The 21623-nt window shown below is 64.1% G+C and carries 20 protein-coding genes; 10 read left to right on the top strand and 10 right to left on the bottom strand.

The window, feature by feature from the left end; genetic code table 11:
• Positions 1-18: 18 nt before the first annotated feature.
• Positions 19-792, bottom strand: a complete 774-nt coding sequence (gene pssA, locus J7367_RS17645; RefSeq protein WP_005913472.1) for a CDP-diacylglycerol--serine O-phosphatidyltransferase — start codon at positions 790-792, stop codon at positions 19-21.
• Between the two features lie 131 nt (positions 793-923).
• Between pssA and J7367_RS17640 the strand changes: the two genes are divergently transcribed.
• From J7367_RS17640 to J7367_RS17630, 3 genes are all read left to right on the top strand, one after another.
• On the top strand, positions 924-1325 hold the full coding sequence (locus tag J7367_RS17640; RefSeq protein ID WP_007964196.1) for a DUF4124 domain-containing protein: 402 nt from the start codon (positions 924-926) through the stop codon (positions 1323-1325).
• Positions 1326-1669: 344 nt separating this feature from the next.
• Complete coding sequence (locus J7367_RS17635; protein ID WP_042675183.1) at positions 1670-3364, top strand: proline--tRNA ligase; 1695 nt, start codon at positions 1670-1672, stop codon at positions 3362-3364.
• Between the two features lie 143 nt (positions 3365-3507).
• A complete protein-coding gene (locus tag J7367_RS17630) occupies positions 3508-3969 on the top strand; it encodes an H-NS family nucleoid-associated regulatory protein (RefSeq protein WP_007970417.1) in 462 nt (153 codons plus the stop codon).
• 56 nt (positions 3970-4025) lie between these two features.
• Here J7367_RS17630 and J7367_RS17625 read toward each other — a convergent pair whose 3' ends face one another.
• Positions 4026-5285, bottom strand: coding sequence for a threonine/serine exporter family protein (locus J7367_RS17625; RefSeq protein WP_057662925.1), 1260 nt, complete (start codon positions 5283-5285; stop codon positions 4026-4028).
• A gap of 168 nt (positions 5286-5453) precedes the next feature.
• On the opposite strand from J7367_RS17625, the gene J7367_RS17620 reads away from it, so the two are divergent.
• From J7367_RS17620 to J7367_RS17605, 4 genes are all read left to right on the top strand, one after another.
• Complete coding sequence (locus tag J7367_RS17620) at positions 5454-6566, top strand: ABC transporter permease (RefSeq protein ID WP_209028960.1); 1113 nt, start codon at positions 5454-5456, stop codon at positions 6564-6566.
• An 85-nt stretch (positions 6567-6651) separates the two neighbouring features.
• Positions 6652-7488, top strand: a complete 837-nt coding sequence (locus J7367_RS17615) for an ABC transporter ATP-binding protein (RefSeq protein ID WP_057662918.1) — start codon at positions 6652-6654, stop codon at positions 7486-7488.
• A gap of 2 nt (positions 7489-7490) precedes the next feature.
• Complete coding sequence (locus J7367_RS17610) at positions 7491-8417, top strand: MlaD family protein (protein WP_003484185.1); 927 nt, start codon at positions 7491-7493, stop codon at positions 8415-8417.
• Entirely contained in the window at positions 8414-9058 is a 645-nt protein-coding gene (locus J7367_RS17605; protein WP_022559971.1) for an ABC-type transport auxiliary lipoprotein family protein, read from the top strand. Before J7367_RS17610 ends, J7367_RS17605 begins: the two co-directional genes overlap by 4 nt.
• A 459-nt stretch (positions 9059-9517) precedes the next feature.
• On the opposite strand, the gene J7367_RS17600 is transcribed toward J7367_RS17605, so the two are convergent.
• On the bottom strand, positions 9518-10114 hold the full coding sequence (locus J7367_RS17600; protein ID WP_022559972.1) for an alpha-ketoglutarate-dependent dioxygenase AlkB: 597 nt from the start codon (positions 10112-10114) through the stop codon (positions 9518-9520).
• Between the two features lie 115 nt (positions 10115-10229).
• Here J7367_RS17600 and J7367_RS17595 point away from each other — a divergent pair, with 115 nt between their 5' ends.
• Positions 10230-11879: an electron transfer flavoprotein-ubiquinone oxidoreductase gene (locus J7367_RS17595; protein ID WP_057662915.1), complete on the top strand. Its 1650-nt coding sequence runs from the start codon at positions 10230-10232 to the stop codon at positions 11877-11879.
• Between the two features lie 30 nt (positions 11880-11909).
• Here the strand turns inward: J7367_RS17595 and J7367_RS17590 are convergent, their stop codons facing one another.
• Both J7367_RS17590 and J7367_RS17585 read right to left on the bottom strand, forming a co-directional pair.
• On the bottom strand, positions 11910-12542 hold the full coding sequence (locus tag J7367_RS17590) for a CoA transferase subunit B (RefSeq protein WP_007962677.1): 633 nt from the start codon (positions 12540-12542) through the stop codon (positions 11910-11912).
• Positions 12542-13273, bottom strand: a complete 732-nt coding sequence (locus J7367_RS17585) for a CoA transferase subunit A (protein ID WP_007962676.1) — start codon at positions 13271-13273, stop codon at positions 12542-12544. Before J7367_RS17585 ends, J7367_RS17590 begins: the two co-directional genes overlap by 1 nt.
• Positions 13274-13407: 134 nt before the next feature.
• Here J7367_RS17585 and J7367_RS17580 point away from each other — a divergent pair, with 134 nt between their 5' ends.
• Positions 13408-14754: a phosphomannomutase/phosphoglucomutase gene (locus tag J7367_RS17580; RefSeq protein WP_005913455.1), complete on the top strand. Its 1347-nt coding sequence runs from the start codon at positions 13408-13410 to the stop codon at positions 14752-14754.
• A 46-nt stretch (positions 14755-14800) separates the two neighbouring features.
• Positions 14801-16204 (top strand): mannose-1-phosphate guanylyltransferase/mannose-6-phosphate isomerase, encoded by a 1404-nt coding sequence (locus J7367_RS17575; RefSeq protein WP_057662912.1) that lies wholly within the window; start codon positions 14801-14803, stop codon positions 16202-16204.
• A gap of 284 nt (positions 16205-16488) precedes the next feature.
• On the opposite strand, the gene J7367_RS17570 is transcribed toward J7367_RS17575, so the two are convergent.
• The 5 genes from J7367_RS17570 to rfbB form a co-directional block, all read right to left on the bottom strand.
• The gene (locus J7367_RS17570; protein ID WP_057662908.1) at positions 16489-17655 is read right to left on the bottom strand and encodes a nucleotide sugar dehydrogenase; all 1167 of its coding nucleotides are present in this window, start codon (positions 17653-17655) and stop codon (positions 16489-16491) included.
• A gap of 340 nt (positions 17656-17995) precedes the next feature.
• Positions 17996-18895, bottom strand: a complete 900-nt coding sequence (gene rfbD / locus J7367_RS17565; protein WP_057662903.1) for a dTDP-4-dehydrorhamnose reductase — start codon at positions 18893-18895, stop codon at positions 17996-17998.
• Positions 18892-19449 carry a dTDP-4-dehydrorhamnose 3,5-epimerase gene (rfbC, locus tag J7367_RS17560; RefSeq protein ID WP_016851441.1) on the bottom strand — a complete coding sequence of 186 codons (558 nt, stop codon included), beginning with the start codon at positions 19447-19449 and terminating at the stop codon, positions 18892-18894. Before rfbC ends, rfbD begins: the two co-directional genes overlap by 4 nt.
• Positions 19446-20333 carry a glucose-1-phosphate thymidylyltransferase RfbA gene (rfbA, locus tag J7367_RS17555; protein WP_005913450.1) on the bottom strand — a complete coding sequence of 296 codons (888 nt, stop codon included), beginning with the start codon at positions 20331-20333 and terminating at the stop codon, positions 19446-19448. The genes rfbC and rfbA overlap by 4 nt, the downstream gene beginning before the upstream one ends.
• Positions 20334-20384: 51 nt before the next feature.
• Positions 20385-21440, bottom strand: a complete 1056-nt coding sequence (rfbB, locus tag J7367_RS17550; protein ID WP_057662900.1) for a dTDP-glucose 4,6-dehydratase — start codon at positions 21438-21440, stop codon at positions 20385-20387.
• Between the last annotated feature and the right edge of the window lie 183 nt (positions 21441-21623).

Raw genomic sequence — 21623 nt, 5'->3', positions numbered from 1 at the left:
TCGCTCACGAAAACTGGCTCATGGCAGCTCGGGCACGCGCCGCCAGCGTCGCCACAGCCACATCAACGGACCCGACAAGGCGTACAGCACGCCGATCACCAGCAACGAGCGCGCCAGATCGATCACCAACAGCGCAATCACCACCGTGGCGATCGCCAGCGCCAGGAACGGCACGCGGTCGGCACGCGGGCCGCGCGCGCCGCCCTTGAAGCTCCAGAAGCGGATTCGGCTGACCATCAGCAACGCCGACACCACCGTGACCGCCAGCGCCACATAGCGCAGCTGCTCGCCATCGAAGCCCAGGCTGTCGTCGGCGAAGGCCCAAACGAAGGACATCATCAATCCAGCCGCCGCCGGGCTGGCCAAGCCGATGAACCAGCGCTTGTCGACCACGCCGACCTGAGTGTTGAAGCGCGCCAGCCGCAGCGCCGCGCAGGCCGCATACAAAAAGGCAGCCGACCAACCGACCCGGCCCATCACGCTGCTGTCGTACTTCAGCGCCGACAGCGACCAGTGGTACATCACCAGCGCGGGCGCCATGCCGAAGCTGACCAGATCGGCCAGCGAGTCGTACTGCACACCGAATTCGCTGCTGGTATTGGTCAGACGCGCCACCCTGCCATCCAGCCCGTCCATCACCGCGGCCACGAACACCGCCATGGCGGCCTGGACGAACTGCCCATTGGCGGCGGCGATGATGGCGTAGAAACCGGAAAACAGCCCGGCAGTGGTGAACAGGTTCGGCAGCAGGTAAATCGTGCGCGAGCGCGGGGGCGGTCTCATCTCATCCATCCGCCAAGTGTAGGGCCTGAGGTCTGTCCGGCGGTAGCGCGCCTGCTGGTTCAGCACCTTGCGCGCCCATCACTTGCCAGCGCCCGCTGCGGATGCTGCAATCGCAGCGGGAATTATCCAGGGGAAGCCACATGCAGCTGTCGTCCGGGCTTTGCGCCCTGTTGATGCTGGTCAGCGCCGCCGCCGGCGCGACCGATCTTTATAAGTGGAAGGACGCCAAGGGCGTGACCCACTACACCGAAACCCCGCCACCGACCGGCCAGCGCTATGAAGCGCGCCGAATCGACGCGCGCAACGGCACCGCCGCCATTGCTGCAGCAGAGACGGCAGCGCCCGAATCGGCCGACTGCCTCACCGCGCGCCGCAATCTGGAACTGCTCAGCGGCAAGGGAGAGGTCTCCATGGCGGCCGGCGCCGATGGCAAGCCTGGCGCCGTCCTGGACCAGGATGCCCGTGCGACCCAGAGGAACCTGGCCGACGCCGCCGTCAAGGCCTATTGCAAGCCGGCAGCCCCAGGCGGCCCGGCCACCTGAGCCGGGAAGAGGTGCCAGGACGGGATTGCCCCCCTGCCGCCGGGCTGGAGCCAAACACCTTGGTGCCGCGAGCACCGGCCGAGCCAGCGCGCCCGACCTGATGGCCGCACCTGCGTAGGTCGTAGACGAAGCGCGGCCCCAGCAGCTGCACGATCGCCGGGCACCGGTGACGGATGTATGCGGACAACCACGGGCCTGCGGCGCACGTGTGCCGGCAAGCCAGCCACTCGAGCCGCCCCGCACAGGTCCGCCCTGGCCAGCGACAACCGGGCAACGCGCGCCTGGCGATGACCGGCAGGGCCCGGGACTGGCAAACTAGCGGCTTTCCGCCCAAGCGAAGCCCGATGCGTCTTTCCCAGTTCCATCTGCACACCACCAAGGAAACCCCGGCCGACGCCGAGCTGGTCAGCCACCGCCTGATGCTGCGCGCGGGCATGATCCGCAAGCTGGCCTCCGGGCTGTACACCTGGTCGCCGCTGGGCCTGCGCGTGTTGCGCAAGGTCGAAGCCATCGTGCGCGAAGAGATGAACCGCGCCGGCGCAGTGGAAGTGCTGTTTCCCACCATCCAGCCGCGTGAACTGTGGGACGCCACCGGACGTTGGGAAAAGTTCGGCGGGCAGCTGCTCAAGATCAAGGACCGCAAGGAACAGGAGTTCTGCTACAGCCCCACCGCCGAAGAGGCCGCTGCCGAATTCGCGCGCCAGGAAATCAACAGCTACAAGCAGCTGCCGCTGAATTTCTATCAGATCCAGACCAAATTCCGCGATGAGATCCGCCCGCGCTTCGGGGTGATGCGTGCGCGCGAGTTCCTGATGAAGGACGCGTATTCGTTCCACCTCACCGACGAGGACATGGCGCGCGAATACGACAACATGCGCGCCGCCTATACGCGCATCTTCACACGCCTGGGACTGGACTTCCGCGCCGTGCAGGCCGATTCCGGCGCCATCGGCGGCGATGCATCGCAGGAATTCCACGTGATCGCCGACTCCGGCGAAGACTCGCTGGCGTTCTCCACTGGCTCCGATTACGCCGCCAATGTGGAAGCCGCCAGTGCGGCACCGCCTGCCCCGCGCGCCGCGGCCAGCGAAGCGATGCAGCAGGTGGCAACGCCCACCCAGAAGACCTGCGAAGACGTGGCCCAGTTGCTCGGCATCGCGCTGCAGCGCACGGTCAAGTCGGTGGCGGTGATGACGCAGGCCGGCTTCGTGCTGGTACTGGTGCGTGGCGATCACGCGGTCAACGAGATCAAGCTGGCCAAGGTGCCCGGACTGGCCGATTACCGCCTGGCCAACGAAAGCGAAATCCGCGAACACCTCGGCTGCGAGCCGGGCTTCCTGGGCCCGGTCAACACCGCACGCCCGGTGCGCGTGGTGGCCGACCGCGATGTCGCCGCACTGGCCGATTTTGTGGTCGGCGCGAATGTGTCCGGCGCCCACCTGGTCGGCGTCAACTGGGGCCGCGATCTGCCCGAACCGCAGACCGTGGCCGATGTGCGCAACGTGGTCGAAGGCGAACGCGCGGCCGATGGCGGCGAACTGCGCCTGGCTCGCGGTATCGAGGTGGGCCATGTATTCCAGCTTGGCAGCCAGTACGCGCAGGCGCTGCAAGCCACCGTCATCGACGAAGGTGGCAAGGCGGCGGTGATGAAGATGGGCTGCTACGGCATCGGCATTTCGCGCATCGTGGCCGCGGCGATCGAACAGAACCATGACGATGCCGGCATCATCTGGCCCGCGCCGATGGCGCCGTGGCAGGTGGTGGTCTGCGTGATCAATCCCAAGCAGGACCCACAGGTGCTCGCCGCCGCCCAGGCCTTGCTGGACCAATTGCTTGCCGCCGGCCTGGATGCCGCCCTGGACGACCGCGGACTACGCCCGGGCGCGATGTTCGCCGATATGGAACTGCTGGGCATTCCGCATCGGGTAGTGGTCTCGGAACGTGGATTGGCGGCTGGCACTTTTGAATATCGCGCCCGTACCGCCGATGCAGCGGAAAGCCTGGATAAAGCAGGGTTATTCTCCCGCCTGGGGCATTGATCAAACCCCGGGTATCGGCTTCAAATGGATGAACACAAAGCGCCGAATTATTTCGGCGCATTTGTCACACCGGTTTTCTCACTTTATGATGGCCACCGCTGCCATGGACCGGCATTCTTTTTCTCTCATCTTTTGGAGCAGTGATGTCGATCGATCTTAGTGGCCTGTCGGCCAAGCAGTTGAGCGCCCTGATCAAAAATGCAAAGAAGCAGCAGACCGTGGTTGCCAAGCGCGCGCCGATCGCCAAGGTCCGCACGCAGCTGGTCCGCGCTGCAAAAGCCCAGGGTTATTCCATCGAAGAATTGTTTGGCGCTTCTGCCAGTGCCGGCCCGGGCCGTCCGGCGGGTACCGGCAAGCCGGGTCCGCGTGCCGGGCGCAAGCTGGGCAAGGTGCCGCCGAAGTATCGCAACCCCGCCAACGCCCAGGAAACCTGGACCGGCCGTGGCAAGCAGCCGCGCTGGCTGGCCGAGTTGACCGCCGCCGGCAAGAAGGTGGAAGACTTCCTGATCAGCAAGGTCGGCGGTGCGAAAAAAGCAACCGCAAAGAAGGCCTCGCCGCGCAAGGCCGTCACCAAGCGCGCCGCCAAGAAGTCCAAGGCTGCCTGATTCGAACCAATAAGAGCGCCGGCCATGCCGGCGTTTTTATTGCGGGGTGTTTGCCCTTATAAATTCTTGCGGGCCGGAATGAGCAGATTGCCAAACAGCAATCCGGCCATCAATGCCATAACGATATTGGTCACTGCCAAGAGTGCGGCTTGTCCGACGCTGACATCCTGTTGCTGCACCAGGGTCAAAAAGCCACGCAAACTGACGCTCCCGGGAACCAGCATGATGATGCCGGGCAACCGGATCAGCGCACCGGGCTTGTGCACCACGCGCCCGAATAAATTTCCCGCGGCGGTCAATGCCATTGCAGAGGCGAATACACCGGCCGGGCCGCCCCAGGCATGTCCTGCATAACGCGCAATGACATAACCTGACATAGCCGCCGCCATGATCCATAAATAATCACGTCGATTGGCTTTGAACAGCACCGCAAACGCATAAGCGGCCACCACCAACGAGGCCCATTCCACCCAGCCGGCCTGTGGCCGCAACGCGGCCACCTGGGGTTGCAGGCCAACCAGCTGGGTCAGCGTCACCGCAATGACCGCACCCACGGTCAGCTTGAGCACCGTGGTGACCGCGCCGGCCAGACGCGCCGTGCCGGAGACCCAGTGCTGGCTGGCCAGCTCGTTGAATGCATTGGTCAATGACATGCCTGGCAGCAGCACCACCAGCGAGGCGATGATCACCGTATTGAGGTTCAAGGGCCACAGCAGGGAGGCCACCAGCGCCGCCACGACCCCGGCCAGCAGGCCGGCCAGCGCCTCGCCGGCTTCCTTGCTGGCAGCGCGCTTGTCGGTGTACTGGGTGAGCAGGCCGATCGACATGCCGATCGCCCCGGCCGTGGCGATATCCAGCCACGGCAGCTTCCACAGCCCGGCCACGCCGGCGGCGGCCAGCCCGAACGCCAGCACCTGCAGGGTCTTGCCGCGCCGGTCCACCTCGCGGTCCAGCCGGCGCAAGGCGGTGTGTCCTTGCCCGATGCTCATGCGGCCGTTGGCCACGCTGTCGGCCACATAGTCGGCCACGATGAGCTTGTACAGATCGTTCTCGCCCGGGGCCAGGCGGATCACCCGCGTGATATCGCTGGAGCCGATCGCCTTGGTCGGGTCGCTGAAGCTCAGGATGATGCCGGTGGGGTTGGACCAGGGCTCGCAGTCCAGGCCCAGCTTCTGCGACAACCCCACCACCGCTGCTTCCAGCCGTTGCGCGGTGGTGCCATAGGAATGCAGGCGCCCGGCGATTTCGGACACGAAGGCGACGCGCTGGGCGTAGGTGGCGCTGGCGGACGGAAGGACAACGGTGGCAGCGGACATGCGTGGCGGGTCGGATCGGAGAAACGCCGTGTCCGGCGAGGCCGCCAGTGTATGCCGCAGCGCGCGTGGCCGGCGCCCTGATTGACGGCCATCGGCACACCGCTGCGGTTGCGTCCCCATCCGTCGCTCACATTGGCCCTGTATGCTGGCGCCACGGACAGGCCACCCATGATCAAACCGCAACCTCCACGCATCGAACAAGACTCGCAGGATCAGGCACAGGTCCGCCTCGCTGGCAGTTGGGTCCTGGCGACCGCCCTGCCCCAGGCAGAATTGCTGCAGGCCGTACCCGAGGGGGTGCGCCGCATCGACGCGCGCGGCATCCAGCAGCTGGATTCGGCCGGCGTACTGCAGCTGCTGCGCTTTGCCGGCCGCATGGGCCTGAAGGAAGACGCGATCGATTTTCGCGATGAGCACCAGGCACTGTTGTGCACCATCGAGGAACTCAACGACGAGCGCCCCAAGCCCAAACGCGATTACGGCTTCGTCGCCGCGCTCGACCGCCTGGGTCGGGCCACCCACCGCGTCGGCCAGGACATCCTGGAGTTGAACAGTTTTCTGGGCGAAAACCTGGTCAAGATCATGCGGCTGATCCACGAGCCGCGGCGCTTCCGGCTGACCTCCACCGTGCATCACATGGAGCAGGTGGGCCTGGACGCGGTGCCGCTGGTGGTACTGCTGTCGTATCTGGTGGGCGCGGTGATCGCCTTCCTGGGCTCGACCATCCTGCGCGACTTCGGTGCGGAAATTTATGTGGTGGAGTTGGTGTCCATCGCCTTCCTGCGCGAATTCGCGGTGCTGCTGACGGCAATTGTGCTGGCAGGCCGCACCGCCAGCGCCTTCACCGCGCAGATCGGTGCGATGAAATCGCGCGAGGAAGTGGACGCGATCCGCACCCTGGGCCTGGACCCGATCAACCTGCTGGTGATCCCGCGCCTGCTCGCGCTGGTATTCACCCTGCCGCTGCTGACCTTCATCGCGATGATCGCCGGCCTGGCCGGTGGCGTCACCGTGGGCGCATTCGACCTGGATATTCCACCGCAGATGTATCTGGCGCGCATGCACGACACCATCCAGTTGCGGCATCTCCTGGTCGGACTCTCGAAGGCACCGCTGTTTGCGCTGGTGATCGGCCTGATCGGCTGCCTGGAAGGGCTGAAGGTCAGCGGCACCGCGCAATCGGTGGGCGAACGTACCACCTCCTCGGTGGTGCAGACGATTTCCCTGGTCATCATCCTCGACGCGATTGCGGCGTTGTGGTTCATGAAGATGGGGTGGTGATGGAGCCGGGATTCGACATTCGGGATTCGGGATTCGTGCAAGGCACAAGCGCCGCTGGCAGCCTGACATTTCGGAGAGCTGTGCCGTGACCAATCCCGAATCCCAAGTTCCCAATCCCGTCCCAGAGGCCGACGACGAACAGCTGGCGATCTCCGTGCGCGGGCTCACCAACCGTTTCGGCAGCCAGACCGTGCACGAAGACCTGGATCTGGATGTGCGTCGCGGCGAGATCCTCGGCGTGGTCGGCGGTTCGGGCACCGGCAAGTCGGTGCTGATGCGCAGCATCCTGGGCCTGCGCGAACCCGACGCCGGCAGCATCCAGGTGCTGGGCGCGGACGCGCGCTCGGGCCGGTTCGCCGACCGCCAGCACATCACCCGCAACACCGGCGTGCTGTTTCAGGACGGGGCGCTGTTTTCGTCGATGACCGTGGGTGAAAACGTCCAGGTGCCGCTGAAGGAACACCATGGCGAGTTTCCCGAGCGCTGGTATTTCGAACTGGCGCTGCTGAAGATCAAGCTCGCCGGCCTGCCCGCCGATGCGCTGGACAAGCTGCCTTCGCAATTGTCCGGCGGCATGCGCAAGCGCGCCGGCCTGGCGCGCGCGCTGGCGCTGGATCCACCGTTGCTGTTCCTGGACGAGCCCACCGCCGGGCTGGACCCGATCGGTGCGGCCGCCTTCGACCGTTTGATCCGCACCTTGCAGCAGGCCCTGGGCCTGACCGTGTTCCTGATCACCCACGACCTGGATACGCTGTACGCCATCTGCGACCGCATCGCGGTACTGGCCGATCGCAAGGTGATCGCCAACGCGCCGCTGGCCGAGGTCGAGCAGATCGATCACCCCTGGATCCAGGACTATTTTCACGGTCCGCGCGCCCGCGCTGCGCGCGCGGCCAAGACCGATTCCACCGAGACCGCCTGAGCATGGAAACCAAAGCCAATTACGTCCTGATCGGCGCCTTCACCATCGTGGCCGGCCTGGCCCTGCTGCTCTTCGGGCTCTGGGCCGCCAAATATTCCTCCGACCGCACCTGGCAGCAGTACCGGGTGGTGTTCCGCGAGGCGGTGACCGGCCTGTCGGTCGGCAGCCCGGTGCAGTACAACGGCATCGCGGTCGGCTCGATCACCGAGTTGACCCTGGCGCCGAACGACCCGCGGCAGGTGGTCGCGCATGTGCGCGTCAATTCGACCACGCCGATCAAGAGCGACACCCGCGCCAAGCTGGCGATCACCAGCCTGACCGGGCCGTCGATCATCCAGCTCTCCGGCGGCACGCCCGAAGCGCCGGCGCTGACCACCATCGACAAGAGCGATGCGCCGATCATCCAGACCACGCCATCGGCGCTGCAGAACATCACCGACACCGCCAACCGCATCGTCGAGCGCATGGACCAGATGCTCTCGGACAAGAACGTGGCCAGCATTTCGGCCACCTTGCAGAACCTGGAAAAGATCAGCGGCGGCATTGCCGATCGCGACGAAGGCATGCAGGCGCTGATCGTCAGCGCGCGCGACGCCGCGCGCAATCTGGACACCACCCTGACCACCACCAACGGCACCATCAAGCGGCTGGATCAGAACCTGGTGCAGCAGCTGCCGGGCATCCTGGAAAAACTCGATGCCACCCTGGTCAAGCTGGACTCGGCGGCCGGCAACGCCGACAACATCCTTGGCGAGAACCGCGCGGCCATCAATAGTTTTGCCAATGATGGGCTGGGCCAGCTCGGCCCCACACTGACCGAATTGCGTGGCCTGATCCGCGACCTGCGCCGGGTCAGCGACAAACTGGACAACAACCCTGCGCGCTACCTGCTTGGCCGCGACGCACCCAAGGAGTTCGAACCGAAATGACTGCCATGCGCCTGTTGCGTCCCTTGCTGTGCGTCTCGTTGCTGGCGCTGGGCGGCTGCTCGGTCCTGACCGGCGGCGACCAGAAGCCGGCCACCATCTATGCGCCCACCGTGCGGGTGACCCCGAACCCGGCGTGGCCACAGGTGACCTGGCAGCTGGTGGTGGCCAAGCCCAGCGCCGCCCGCGTCATCGACAGCCCGCGCATCAATGTGCGCCCGAGCCCTGGCGAACTGCAGGTATACCACGGCGCTGGTTGGGCACAGCCCGCCACCGACATGCTGGAAGACAGCGTGGTGCGCGCGTTCGAAGACTCCGGCAAGATTGCCGCGGTGGCCCATATCGGCACCGGCATCCGCTCCGACTACAAGCTGGCGATCGACCTGCGCCGCTTCGAATCCGATTACGCCGGCCAGTCGCTGCCCTCGGCCACGATCGAGCTCAACGCCAAACTGCTGCATTCGGCCGATCAACGCGTAGTCGCCTCGCGTACCTTCCTGGTCGCCCGCCCCTCCACCGGCACCGATACCGCCGCAGTCGCAGTGGCTTTCGAGCAGGCGCTGACCCAGCTCACCACCGAGCTGGTCGGCTGGACCCTGACCACCGGTCAGCAGGACAGCCAGCACTTGCCGCGTTCGTTGTAAGCGAAAGCGACAGACCTGGAGCGGTTGCAAATACGTCCATGTAAGCTCCTTGGCGGCATCCATGCCGCCAAGGCTCCCGCGACGGTAAGCGGGCAAGCAGTTGAGATGGTCGGTGCGCACAGCTTTCAAAAAAGCAGCTACGGCTACTCGACGCGGTCTCCTCGTCTTCAACACAGCGGCCAGTCGACTGCCTGGGCGGGGCGTCCTCGCTCTTCAATCAAGTCACTCATGAACTTCCTGGTGCGGTGTCCTCGCCGCTTGCGGGACCGTTGGCGGCATGGATGCCGCCAACGGTCCCCATGGATTGGGTTCACGGCGTGTGCCGCAAGCGGTGAGGGCACCGCGCACTCGATCCACTCATCGTTTGACCTGGGCTGCTGATTGCGCCCACGCAAGCTGCGGCCGACACGCCCACCAGGCCACCGCCCAGGCGAGCGCGCTACGCGTTGCTGGCGCCGATCACTGGGACACGCGCACCGCGATCTGACGAAAGGTCAGATTGATGCGCTCGTCGACCGGCTTGGCGGTGCGCGGCAACGCGTGTTTGTAGTGGCGCTGGGTATCACCGCCCATCAACAACAGGTCGCCGTGGCCCAGCTCCAGCGTTTGCTTCAAGGCCGCATCGTCGCGGTGCTTGAACGCAAAGCGCCGCGTGGCTCCCAGGCTCACAGAGGCAATCAACGGCTGCGCGCCCAGCTCAGGCTCGTCGTCGCTGTGCCAGCCCATCGCGTCACTGCCACGTCGGTAGCGATTGACCAGCACGCTGTTGAACCGGTGACCGGTCTCGTCCTCCAGCCGCCTACGCACTGGCTGCAGCACGTCCAGCCACGGCTGTGGCGAGAACCGTGTGCCCGAGTAGCGATAGCTCGCCTCCGGATCGCCGACCCAGCTGCTCAGGCGCGGCGAATCCACCATGCGCCCGAACATCCGGATGCGGTGCACCTCCCACTGCGCCTGCGCCAGCAGCGCCTGCATCAGCGCATCGGCCTGCGCAGGCTGCAGCCAACCCCGCCACCAGTTGATCTCCGCTCCCGGCAATGCCACCCGAATCCTCATGCCGGAAACGCTAGCACGCAGGCCTGCGCACTGCGGATGAATCGACGCGATTTGCCGCCGTCACATGCAATCCCGGAAAATGCGCGACAGCCATCGAGCCAACGGGAGCGGAGCAATGTCGGAAGCGGGAGTGGGCGCACACGCGTCAGAGGCGGTCGAGCGTGACGTCATGGAATACGACGTCGTCACCGTCGGTGCCGGTCCGGCCGGGCTGTCGTTTGCGATCCGGCTCAAGCAGCTCGATCCGAGCATCAGCGTCTGCGTGATCGAAAAATCCAGCACCATCGGTGCGCATATCCTGTCCGGTGCGGTGATCGAGCCCGGCCCGCTGGATGCACTGCTGCCAGGCTGGCGCGACAGTCCGCCGCCGATCTGCGTGGCGGCCACCAACGACGAATTCTGGTTCCTCGGCAAGGACAGCGCGCGCAAGTTCCCGGTGGTTCCGCCGGGCATGCGCAACCATGGCAACTTCATCGTCAGCCTGGGCGCGATGTGCGCCTGGCTGGCGCCGCAGGCCGAAGCGCTGGGCGTGGAGATCTACCCCGGCTTCGCTGCCGCCGAAACGCTGCACGACGACAGCGGCCAGGTGGTGGGCGTGCGCATTGGCGACATGGGTATTGCAAAAGACGGCTCGCACAAGCCCGGCTACACCGCCGGCATCGATATCCGTGCCAAGGTCACCGTGCTTGCCGAAGGCGCGCGTGGTCACCTGACCAAGCGGCTGCTCAAGCGCTTCGACCTCACCGCCGACAGCGACCCGCAAGGCTATTCGATCGGCATCAAGGAACTGTGGCAGGTCCCGGAAGGCCGCGTCACGCCCGGCAAGATCGTGCACACCATTGGCTGGCCAGCCGACAACCGTACCTACGGCGGCAGCTTCGTGTATCACCTGGACAACAACCAGATTGCGCTCGGTTATGTGAGCGGGCTGGACTACAGCGACCCGACCTACCAGCCGTGGGAAGCCTTCCAGCAATGGAAGAACCACCCCATGATCAAGCCGCTGCTGGAAGGTGGCAGCATCTTGTCTGCCGGTGCCCGCGCACTGGTCAGTGGCGGTTGGCAATCGCTGCCGAAAGTGGACATGCCCGGCGCCTTGCTCATTGGCGACACCGCCGGCCTGCTGAACGTGCCCAAGATCAAGGGCACCCACCAGGCGATTCGCAGCGGCATGCTGGCCGCCGAACACCTGGTGCAGTCGCAGCTGGCGCCGCAGGGTTTCGATGCCACATTGCGCGCCTCCGACGTCATGGCCGAGCTGAAACAAGTCCGCAACATCAAGCCAGGTTTCAAGAAAGGCCTGTGGTTCGGCCTGCTCAACGCGGCCTGGGAAACCGCGCTCAAGGGCGCTTCGCCGTGGACGCTGAAGAACAAACCCGACTGGTCGGCGCTGCACAAGCTCGGCGAGTACGAGCAGCCCAAGCGCGACTACGTCACCCGCGACCTGGCCCCCCGCGACCGCTTGCAAGCCGTTTATTTCGCCGCCACCGAGCACGATGAAGACCAGCCGGTGCATCTGAAGGTGCTGGACACCGATGTGTGCGCCACCCGCTGCGTGACGGAATACGACAACCCCTGCACGCGCTTCTGCCCGGCCAACGTCTACGAAATGGTCGCGGACACCGCCAGCCCCTCCGGCAAGCGCCTGCAGATCAACGCGGCCAACTGCGTGCACTGCAAGACCTGCGACATCAAGGATCCGTACGAAATCATCACCTGGGTCACACCGGAGGGTGGTTCGGGTCCGAACTACCAGAATCTCTAAAAACCAGGGGCCTGACAGGCCCCTGGCTATTTAAGCGGCGATGAATGCAACGCCGGTCTTGTTGCGCAGTTCCTCCAGCTCCACTCCATCGGCATGTTCCACCAGCACCAATCCTTCTGCAGTGACATCGAACACCGCCAGATCGGTAATGATGCGGTCCACCACGCCGACGCCGGTCAGTGGCAGGTCGCATTCGCGCAAGATCTTGTGGCTTCCATCCTTGGCGACGTGCTCCATCAACACCACCACGCGCTTGACGCCGGCCACCAGATCCATTGCACCGCCCATGCCCTTGACCATCTTTCCGGGCACCATCCAGTTGGCCAGGTCGCCGCGCTCGGTGACCTGCATCGCGCCGAGAATGGCAAGGTCGATGTGGCCGCCACGGATCATCGCGAACGAATCGTGGCTCCCGAAATAGCTGGCACCGGCGCGGGCGGTCACGGTCTGCTTGCCTGCATTGATCAGGTCCGCGTCCACTTCGTTTTCGGCAGGAAATGGGCCGATGCCAAGCAGGCCGTTCTCCGACTGCAGCCACACATCGACGCCGTCGGGGATGTGGTTGGCGACCAGCGTCGGCAAGCCGATGCCCAGGTTGACGTAGGCGCCATCGGTCAGTTCGCGCGCCGCGCGTGCGGCCATCTGGTCTCTGGTCCAGGCCATCACTGCTGTCCTTCGCGCACGGTGCGCTGTTCGATGCGTTTTTCCGGCGTGGCGTTGAGCACCAGGCGGTCCACGTAAATGCCGGGCAGATGCACCTGATCCGGATCGATGACGCCCAGCTCCACGATGTCCTCGACCTCGGCGATGCACACGCGTCCGGCCATGGCGCAGGCGGGATTGAAATTGCGCGCGGTCTTGCGGAATACCAGGTTGCCGGCGGTATCGGCGCGCCATGCCTTGACCAGCGCCACGTCGGCCTGCAACGCGGTTTCAAGCACGTAATGCTTGCCGTCAAATTCGCGCGTTTCCTTGCCCTCGGCCACGATCGTGCCGTAGCCGGTGGCGGTGTAAAACGCAGGAATGCCCGCGCCACCGGCGCGCAAACGCTCGGCCAGGGTGCCTTGCGGATTGAACTCCAGCTCGAGTTCGCCCGCCAGGTATTGGCGTTCGAATTCCTTGTTTTCGCCCACGTAGGACGAAATCATCTTGCGGATCTGCCGGGTGGCCAATAATTGACCAAGCCCGAATCCGTCGACGCCAGCGTTGTTGGAGATCACGGTCAACCCGCCGATCCCACTGTCGCGCACGGCTGCAATCAATGCCTCCGGGATTCCACACAACCCAAAGCCGCCCACCGCCAGGGTCTGACCATTGGCCAGTACCCCGCTCAGTGCTGCCTTGGCATCGGCATAGCGTTTGCCGCTTGCCGCACCACGTCCTTCGCTGCGCATCACCGCCCTCACCTCGCTGATGTGAAGCGCCCATTCTATCCGCTGACTGTTCCCTGTCCCCGGTCGCAATTCCGCCACACCCAAGACACGGCGCAGCCGCTAAACTCGGGCGTCCCCCACTTCAGGATTTGCCCATGACGCTACCCGCCTTCAAGGCCTACGACATTCGCGGCCGTGTGCCGGATGAACTCAACGAGGACTTGGCCCGCCGCATCGGCGTGGCGCTGGCGGCGCAGCTGGATCAAGGGCCGGTGGTCCTGGGCCATGACGTGCGCCTGGCCAGCCCGGCGCTGCAGGAAGCGCTGTCGGCCGGCCTGCGCGCCAGTGGCCGTGACGTGATCGACATCGGCCTGTGCGGCACCGAGGAAGTCTATTTCCAGACCGATTACCTCAAGGCCGCCGGCGGCGTGATGGTGACCGCCAGTCACAACCCGATGGACTACAACGGGATGAAGCTGGTCCGCGAGCAAGCGCGACCGATCAGCTCGGACACCGGTCTGTTCGCCATCCGCGACACGGTCGCGGCCGATACCGCAGCGCCAGGCGAGCCCACCGCCAGTGAGCAGAGCCGCACCGACAAGACGGCCTACCTGGAGCACCTGCTCAGCTACGTGGACCGCAGCACACTCAAGCCGCTCAAGCTGGTGGTCAATGCCGGCAATGGCGGCGCCGGGCTGATCGTCGATCTGCTTGCGCCGCATCTGCCGTTCGAGTTCGTGCGCGTGTTTCATGAGCCCGATGGCAATTTCCCCAACGGCATCCCCAACCCGTTGTTGCCGGAAAACCGCGACGCCACCGCCAAGGCGGTCAAGGACAATGGCGCCGATTTCGGTATTGCGTGGGACGGCGACTTCGATCGTTGTTTCTTCTTCGATCACACCGGCCGCTTCATCGAAGGCTATTACCTGGTTGGCCTTTTGGCACAAGCCATCCTTGCCAAACAGCCGGGCGGCAAGGTCGTACACGACCCCCGCCTGACCTGGAACACGGTCGAGCAGGTCGAAGAAGCCGGTGGTATTCCGGTGCTGTGCAAGAGCGGCCACGCCTTCATCAAGGAAAAGATGCGCAGCGAAAATGCCGTCTACGGCGGCGAGATGAGCGCACACCATTATTTCCGCGAGTTCGCCTACGCAGACTCCGGCATGATTCCGTGGCTGCTGATCGCCGAGCTGGTGTCGCAGTCGGGTCGTTCGCTGGCCGATCTGGTCGAAGCGCGCATGCAGAAATTCCCCTGCAGCGGCGAGATCAACTTCAAGGTGGCCGATGCCAAGGCCTCAGTTGCCCGCGTGATGGAGCACTACGCCTCGCTGTCGCCGGAGTTGGATTACACCGACGGCATCAGCGCCGATTTTGGCCAATGGCGTTTCAACCTGCGTAGCTCCAACACCGAGCCGCTGCTGCGCCTGAACGTGGAAACGCGCGGTGATGCCGCACTGCTGGAAACGCGTACGCAGGAAATTTCTAACCTGCTGCGCGGCTGATCTACCATTCTCCCCCACCTTTGACGCACTGGAGTTTCCCCCGCCCATGAGCGACGTCCTACCCATTATCTTGTCCGGCGGCTCCGGCACGCGCCTGTGGCCGCTGTCGCGCGAGTCCTATCCCAAGCAATTCCTGCCGCTGGTCGGCGACAAGAGCATGCTGCAGTCCACCTGGCTGCGCGCGGCTCCCGTCGCGGGCCACGCCCCCATCGTGGTTGCCAACGAAGAACACCGCTTCATGGCCGCCGAGCAGCTGCAGCAGTTGGGCGTGAAGCCTTCGGCCATCCTTCTGGAACCCAAGGGACGCAACACGGCGCCGGCGATTGCCGTTGCAGCGCTGGAAGCAACCCGCGATGGCGCCGATCCGCTATTGCTGGTGCTGCCTTCCGATCATGTGATCGGCAACGAAGCTGCATTCCAGGCGGCAGTGAAGGTGGCCGCAGAAGCGGCGGCACAGGGCAAACTGGTGACCTTCGGCATCAAGCCAACCGCGCCTGAAACCGGCTATGGCTATATCAAGGCAGGTGCCGGGACTGCTGCCAGCGCGGTCGAGCGCTTCGTCGAGAAGCCTGACCTCGCGACCGCGCAAAGCTACCTGGCAAGCGGCGAGTACTATTGGAACAGCGGCATGTTCCTGTTCCGTGCGTCGCGTTACCTGGAAGAATTGCGCAAATTCCATCCGGCCATCGCCGATGCGTGCCAGAAGGCGTGGGAAAACGGCAAGCGCGACGCCGATTTTACCCGTCTGGACAAGGACGCCTTCGCCGCCAGCCCGTCGGATTCGATCGACTATGCAGTGATGGAAAAGACCGCCGATGCGGTCGTGGTGCCGTTGGATGCGGGTTGGAACGACGTCGGTTCGTGGTCTTCGCTGCTGGATGTCTCCAACCAGGATGCGCAAGGCAATGCGCACCATGGCGACGTGATCCAGCTCGATTGCCAGAACACCTACGCGTACGGCTCGCGCCTGATCGCCATGGTGGGGCTTGAGGATGTGGTGGTCGTTGAAACGCCGGACGCCGTCCTGGTCGGCCACCGCGACCGCATGCAGGAGGTCAAGGACGTCGTCAGCCAGATCAAGACCGCTGGCCGTTCCGAGGCCACCTGGCATCGCAAGGTCTACCGTCCATGGGGTGCTTACGATTCCATCGACATGGGCCAGCGGCACCAGGTCAAGCGCATCACCGTCAAACCTGGTGCGGTGCTGAGCCTGCAGATGCATCACCACCGCGCCGAACACTGGATCGTGGTGAGTGGCACTGCCGAAGTAACCCGTGGCGAAGAAGTCCTGCTGCTGACCGAAAACCAGAGCACCTACATCCCGCTGGGCGTCACCCATCGCCTGCGCAATCCGGGCAAGCTGCCGCTGGAACTGATCGAAGTGCAGTCCGGCAGCTATCTGGGCGAAGACGATATCGTGCGCTTCGAAGACACCTACGGCCGCGCTTAATCGCGCGTCTCAACGTAGACTGCAATATCGACGGCGGCCTATGGCCGCCGTCCTGCGTTATCCATGGCCCACTTTATGGCGGCACGCTGCGCGCGCAGATCAGAGGTAGCATGCCTCCATTGGCGATCTCGCACACAGGTGCGTGCGGGCAACGCAGCTGCATCGCTCGCAGTTCGACACCGCTGTTAGCTGCGTGGGGCGGCAAATAGCGCAGCAGCGCCGTGAGCTTCATGGGTGGCCTGGCCGGTGGCATCCCACCCGCCAGGACTCGGCGCCGGTCTGGCTCAGTTGTCGCCGAACAGGTCGCGCGTATACACCTTGCCCTGCACGTCCTGCAGCGCCTCGGCCATGCGGTTGCTGATGATGACGTCGGCCTCGCGCTTGAAGGCCTCCAGGTCGTTGACCACGCGCGAGCGGAAGAACTCAGGATCGTTCAACGTCGGCTCGTACACGATGACGTCCACGCCCTTGGCCTTGAGGCGCTTCATCACCCCCTGGATGCTGGACGAACGGAAATTGTCGGACCCGGCCTTCATGATCAGCCGATAGATGCCGACCACCTTGGGATTGCGTCGCAGCACGTCGGCGGCGATGAAGTCCTTGCGGGTCGTGTTGGAATCGACGATCGCCCGGATGATGGTCTGCGGCACGCTCTGGTAGTTGGCCAACAGCTGCTTGGTGTCCTTGGGCAGGCAGTAACCGCCATAGCCGAAGGACGGGTTGTTGTAGTGGCTGCCGATACGCGGATCCAGGCAGATGCCCTCGATGATCTGGCGGCTGTCCAACCCATGGGTGAGCGCGTAGGTGTCCAGTTCGTTGAAGTAGGACACACGCATCGCCAGGTAGGTATTGGCGAACAGCTTGATCGCCTCGGCCTCGGTCGGCTCGGTGAACAACACCGGCACATCGGGCTTGAGCGCGCCTTCCTGCAACAGCCGCGCGAAGGTCTCCGCGCGCGCCGAACGTTCGCCGACGATGATCCGGGACGGATACAGGTTGTCGTACAACGCCCGGCCTTCGCGCAGGAATTCCGGCGAAAAGATGATGTTGTCGGTCCCGAACTGCTCGCGCACCTTGGCGACGTAGCCGACCGGAATGGTGGATTTGATCACCATGGTCGCCTGCGGATTGATCTCCAGCACCTTGGCGATCACGACCTCGATCGACCCGGTGTTGAAATAGTTGGTGTCCGGATCGTAGTCAGTGGGTGTGGCGATGATCACGAACTCCGCGCCGGCAAACGCCTCGTTGGCGTCCAGGGTGGCCTTGAAATTCAAGCCCCCCTGGGCCAGCGCGGCCTCGAGTTCCTTGTCGACGATCGGCGAGCGGCCTTCGTTGAGCAACTTGACCTTGGACTCGACGATGTCCAGCGCCACCACTTCATGGTGCTTGGCGAGCAACACGCCATTGGACAGACCGACATAGCCGGTACCCGCGACAGCGATCTTCATTGGAATTCCTTGCGACATTGGATGGGGGAGGATGCAGCGCGCTGCATGCAGGCCATGGCGTGATGACGGTGCGGCCGAGCCCGCAATGGGGCTGGCGCGCCCGCTGGGGGACACGCGAAAACCTGCACGGTGCCGACTGATGCGATACAGCGCACACCTGCATGCATCCAGCGGATGCGTCGTGCGTTGCATCCGCTTCAGCGGCACATCCACGTCGGCCGCGACCTGCGCGGAGCAGCTCGCCGGTACGGCGCGGATCAGCCCTGATGGTAGCCGAAGCGAAGTGCAAGCTATGAGTCGGTGCTGAAGCCGCACCGATCGATGGCACCACCGACCAGGCTCACCGTTGGGCCAGCGTGTCCAGCACCTGGCTCAGTCCATCCTGCCAGTCCGGCAGGCGGATGCCGAAAGTGTCCTGCAGGCTGTGAGTGTCCAGACGCGAATAGGCCGGGCGCTTGGCCGGCGTGGGATAGTCGGCGGTGCCGATCGCCTCCACGCGCGGCGTGCGGGCGAGCAGGCCGCGCGCGCGCGCCTGGGCGAAGATGGCTTCGGCGAAACCGTGCCAGGTGGTCTGCCCGGCGGCGGTCAGATGCCACAAGCCGGAAGGTTCGCCCGGCTGGCGGAGCGCGTGCGCCGTGATGTCGGCAATTAACGCCGCTGGCGTTGGCGTGCCGATCTGGTCGGCAACCACGCGCAGCACATCGCGCTCGGCGCCCACACGCAGCATCGTGCGCAGGAAATTGTGTCCATGCGCCGCGTAGACCCAGGCAGTGCGGAAGATCAGATGACGGCCGCCAGCCGCCTGCACCGCTCGCTCGCCGGCCAGTTTGCTCTGCCCGTACACGCCGAGCGGCGCGGTGGCGTCGTCCGGCAGGTAGGGGCGCGTGCCCTGCCCATCGAAGACATAGTCGGTCGAATAATGGACCAAGGGCACATCGGCGCGCGCGCACCATTGCGCTATCACGCCGGGCGCTTCGGCATTGGCGCGGAAGGCCGCATCGCGCTCCTGCTCGGCACGATCGACGGCGGTATAGGCGGCTGCGTTGACCACTAACGCCGGCCGCACCCTATTTAATGCCAGGTCCAGCGACGCAAGCTCGTTCAGATCGATCCGCTCACAGGGGAGTCCATCGGCCAACTGCCCTGAGCGGGACGCAGCCACGACGGTACCCAGCGGCGCCAGCACCCGCAGCAACTCGGTACCCACCTGCCCGCTGGCACCAATCACCAGCGTGGTCATCCCTGATAAACCGGCAGGCGCTCTTCGGCGATATCCTCAAGAAACGGCGCAGCCCTATCCTTTGCAGACAGAATTGGCGAACTGATCGGCCAATCCACACCGATGGTGGCGTCGTCCCAGCGCACGCTTGCGTCGGCGTCATGGACGTAGATGTCGGTGCACAGGTAACTGAAGACCGCACGTTCGGACAGAACTGCAAAGCCATGCGCAAAACCTTCCGGAATCCAGAACTGCCGATTGTTCTCGGCGCTCAGGATGGCGGCAGTCCACTGACCGAAGTACGGTGATCCGCGCCGGATATCCACCGCCACATCGTAGACCTCGCCCTCCAGCACGCTGACCAACTTCCCCTGCGGCCGTGGCCATTGGTAGTGCAGACCTCGCAGCACGCCCTTGGTCGAAGTGGAGATATTGCTCTGCAGGAACCGCGCGGAAAATCCGTGCTGGTCGAAGCGTTCGGCATTCCAGGCTTCGAAGAATTGACCCCGCTCGTCGCCCAGGACTCTTGGCTCAATGACGAAGCAACCAGGCAGGGATGTATCGATGACTTTCAAGGAACCACTCCACGTTGTGCGAGCGAATGCAGGTATTGACCATAAGCATTCTTGCGCAAGGGGGCGGCCAGTTGCTCCAGTTGGGAAGCATCGATCCATCCTTTGGCGAAGGCGATCTCTTCCGGGCAACACACCTGCAGCCCTTGCCGCATCTGGATCGTCTCGATGAAGTTGGATGCCTCGTGCAGGGATTGATGCGTTCCCGTATCCAGCCAGGCGTATCCACGTCCAAGCGGCTCCAGGTGCAGGTCTCCTGCTTCCAGGTAGCGCCGATTGAGGTCGGTAATCTCCAGCTCTCCCCGGCTGGAAGGCTTCAGCTGCGCAGCGTACTCGCAAGCCCTGGCATCATAAAAATAGAGGCCGGTGACCGCATAATTCGAGCGTGGCTGCAGGGGCTTTTCCTCGATATCAATTACCTTGCCCTGAGCATCGAACTCGGCCACCCCGTAGCGCTCAGGATCATTGACCCAGTAGCCGAACACGGTGGCTCCCTGTTGACGCGCATCAGCACGTCGCAACGTGTCCGTCAGGCCATGTCCGTGGAAGATATTGTCTCCCAATACCAGGCAGCTGGGCTTGCCATCGATGAAGTCGCGCCCGATCAAGTAGGCCTGAGCCAGCCCATCAGGGCTGGGCTGCACCGCGTAGCGGATATGCATGCCCCACTGTTCACCGTCGCCAAGCAGCGTCTGAAACAATGACTGTTCGTGTGGCGTATTGATGATCAGCACTTCACGGATACCAGCCAGCATCAGCACGCTGAGTGGGTAATAGATCATCGGCTTGTCATAGACTGGCAGCAGCTGCTTGCTGACGCCTTTGGTAATCGGATACAGGCGTGTTCCCGATCCGCCAGCCAGAATGATGCCTTTGCGTTGTGTCATGGGTATATCCTTTGGCGCCCGCCGTGTCCGCGGGCCGTGACGATGACTGCGTTACGCTGCGACCCCGATTCGCTCCAACCGATAGCTACCGTCCAACACTCCTTGCACCCAGGCTTGGTTATCCAGATACCACTGCACTGTCAGTGCAATGCCCTGCTCAAAGGTATAAGCCGGTTGCCACCCGAGCTCGTTCCGGAGTTTGCTGGCATCAATGGCATAGCGGCGATCATGGCCGGGCCGGTCGGTCACGTGCGTGATCTGGCTGGCACGAAGTTGACCATCGGAGCGCGGACGTTGTTGATCTAGGAGCGCGCAGATCGTACGCACCACCTCGATGTTTTGCCGTTCGGCATTGCCGCCGACGTTATAGGTTTCCCCAACCCGCCCCTTTGCAAGCACTGTGCGAATCGCATCGCAGTGGTCACTGACAAACAGCCAGTCGCGCACCTGCTTTCCATCCCCGTACATGGGTAGTGGCTCCCCTGCCAAGGCCTTTGCGATGACCAGCGGAATCAACTTCTCGGGAAAATGGTAGGGGCCGTAGTTGTTCGAGCAATTGGTCGTTAACACCGGCAGGCCGTACGTATGATGAAACGCCCGCACCAGATGGTCGGATGCGGCCTTGGATGCGGAGTAAGGCGAATTCGGAGCGTAGGGCGTGGTTTCGGTGAATTTTCCGGTTTCTCCCAGGGTGCCGTACACCTCATCGGTCGACACGTGCAGGAAGCGAAACGCATGCCTGGATTCCTGCGGCAGCGCCTTCCAGTAATCCCGCACGGATTCAAGCAGGGCCAGGGTACCGACGACATTGGTCTGGATAAACGCACCCGGACCATCAATCGAGCGGTCCACGTGGCTCTCGGCGGCAAAGTTCAGAACTGCGTCAGGCTGGTGCTCTGCCAGCAAACGATCCACCAGCGCTCCGTCGCCGATATTGCCTTTGACGAAGACGTGATTCGGATTGTCCTCCAAAGACGCCAGGGTTTTCAGGTTGCCTGCGTAAGTGAGCGCATCCAGGTTGATGACGCGCACGCCACGCGCGACCGCCTCCAACACGAAGTTGCCGCCAATGAAGCCCGCTCCGCCGGTCACTAACCAAGTTGCCACTGCCTATCTCCTGATCGCGCGTTCGCCGCACTCAATTTCAAGCCCGACAGGATATACGTTGCGCGCAACAGCGGTCGAAGTCGCCCTCGCAGGCCCATTCCCGCACCGCACCATCCATACGCCATCGCATGGTAGCTCTACCCCGGTTAGAATGCCCCCACTCCCGTGCCTGCCGCCGCGGCC

The sequence above is a fragment of the Xanthomonas sp. D-36-1 genome, assembly GCF_017746155.1.
Classification (GTDB): domain Bacteria; phylum Pseudomonadota; class Gammaproteobacteria; order Xanthomonadales; family Xanthomonadaceae; genus Xanthomonas; species Xanthomonas cissicola.
The sequence above is the reverse complement of the archived record's forward strand: the minus strand, read 5'-3'. Positions and strand labels throughout refer to the sequence as shown.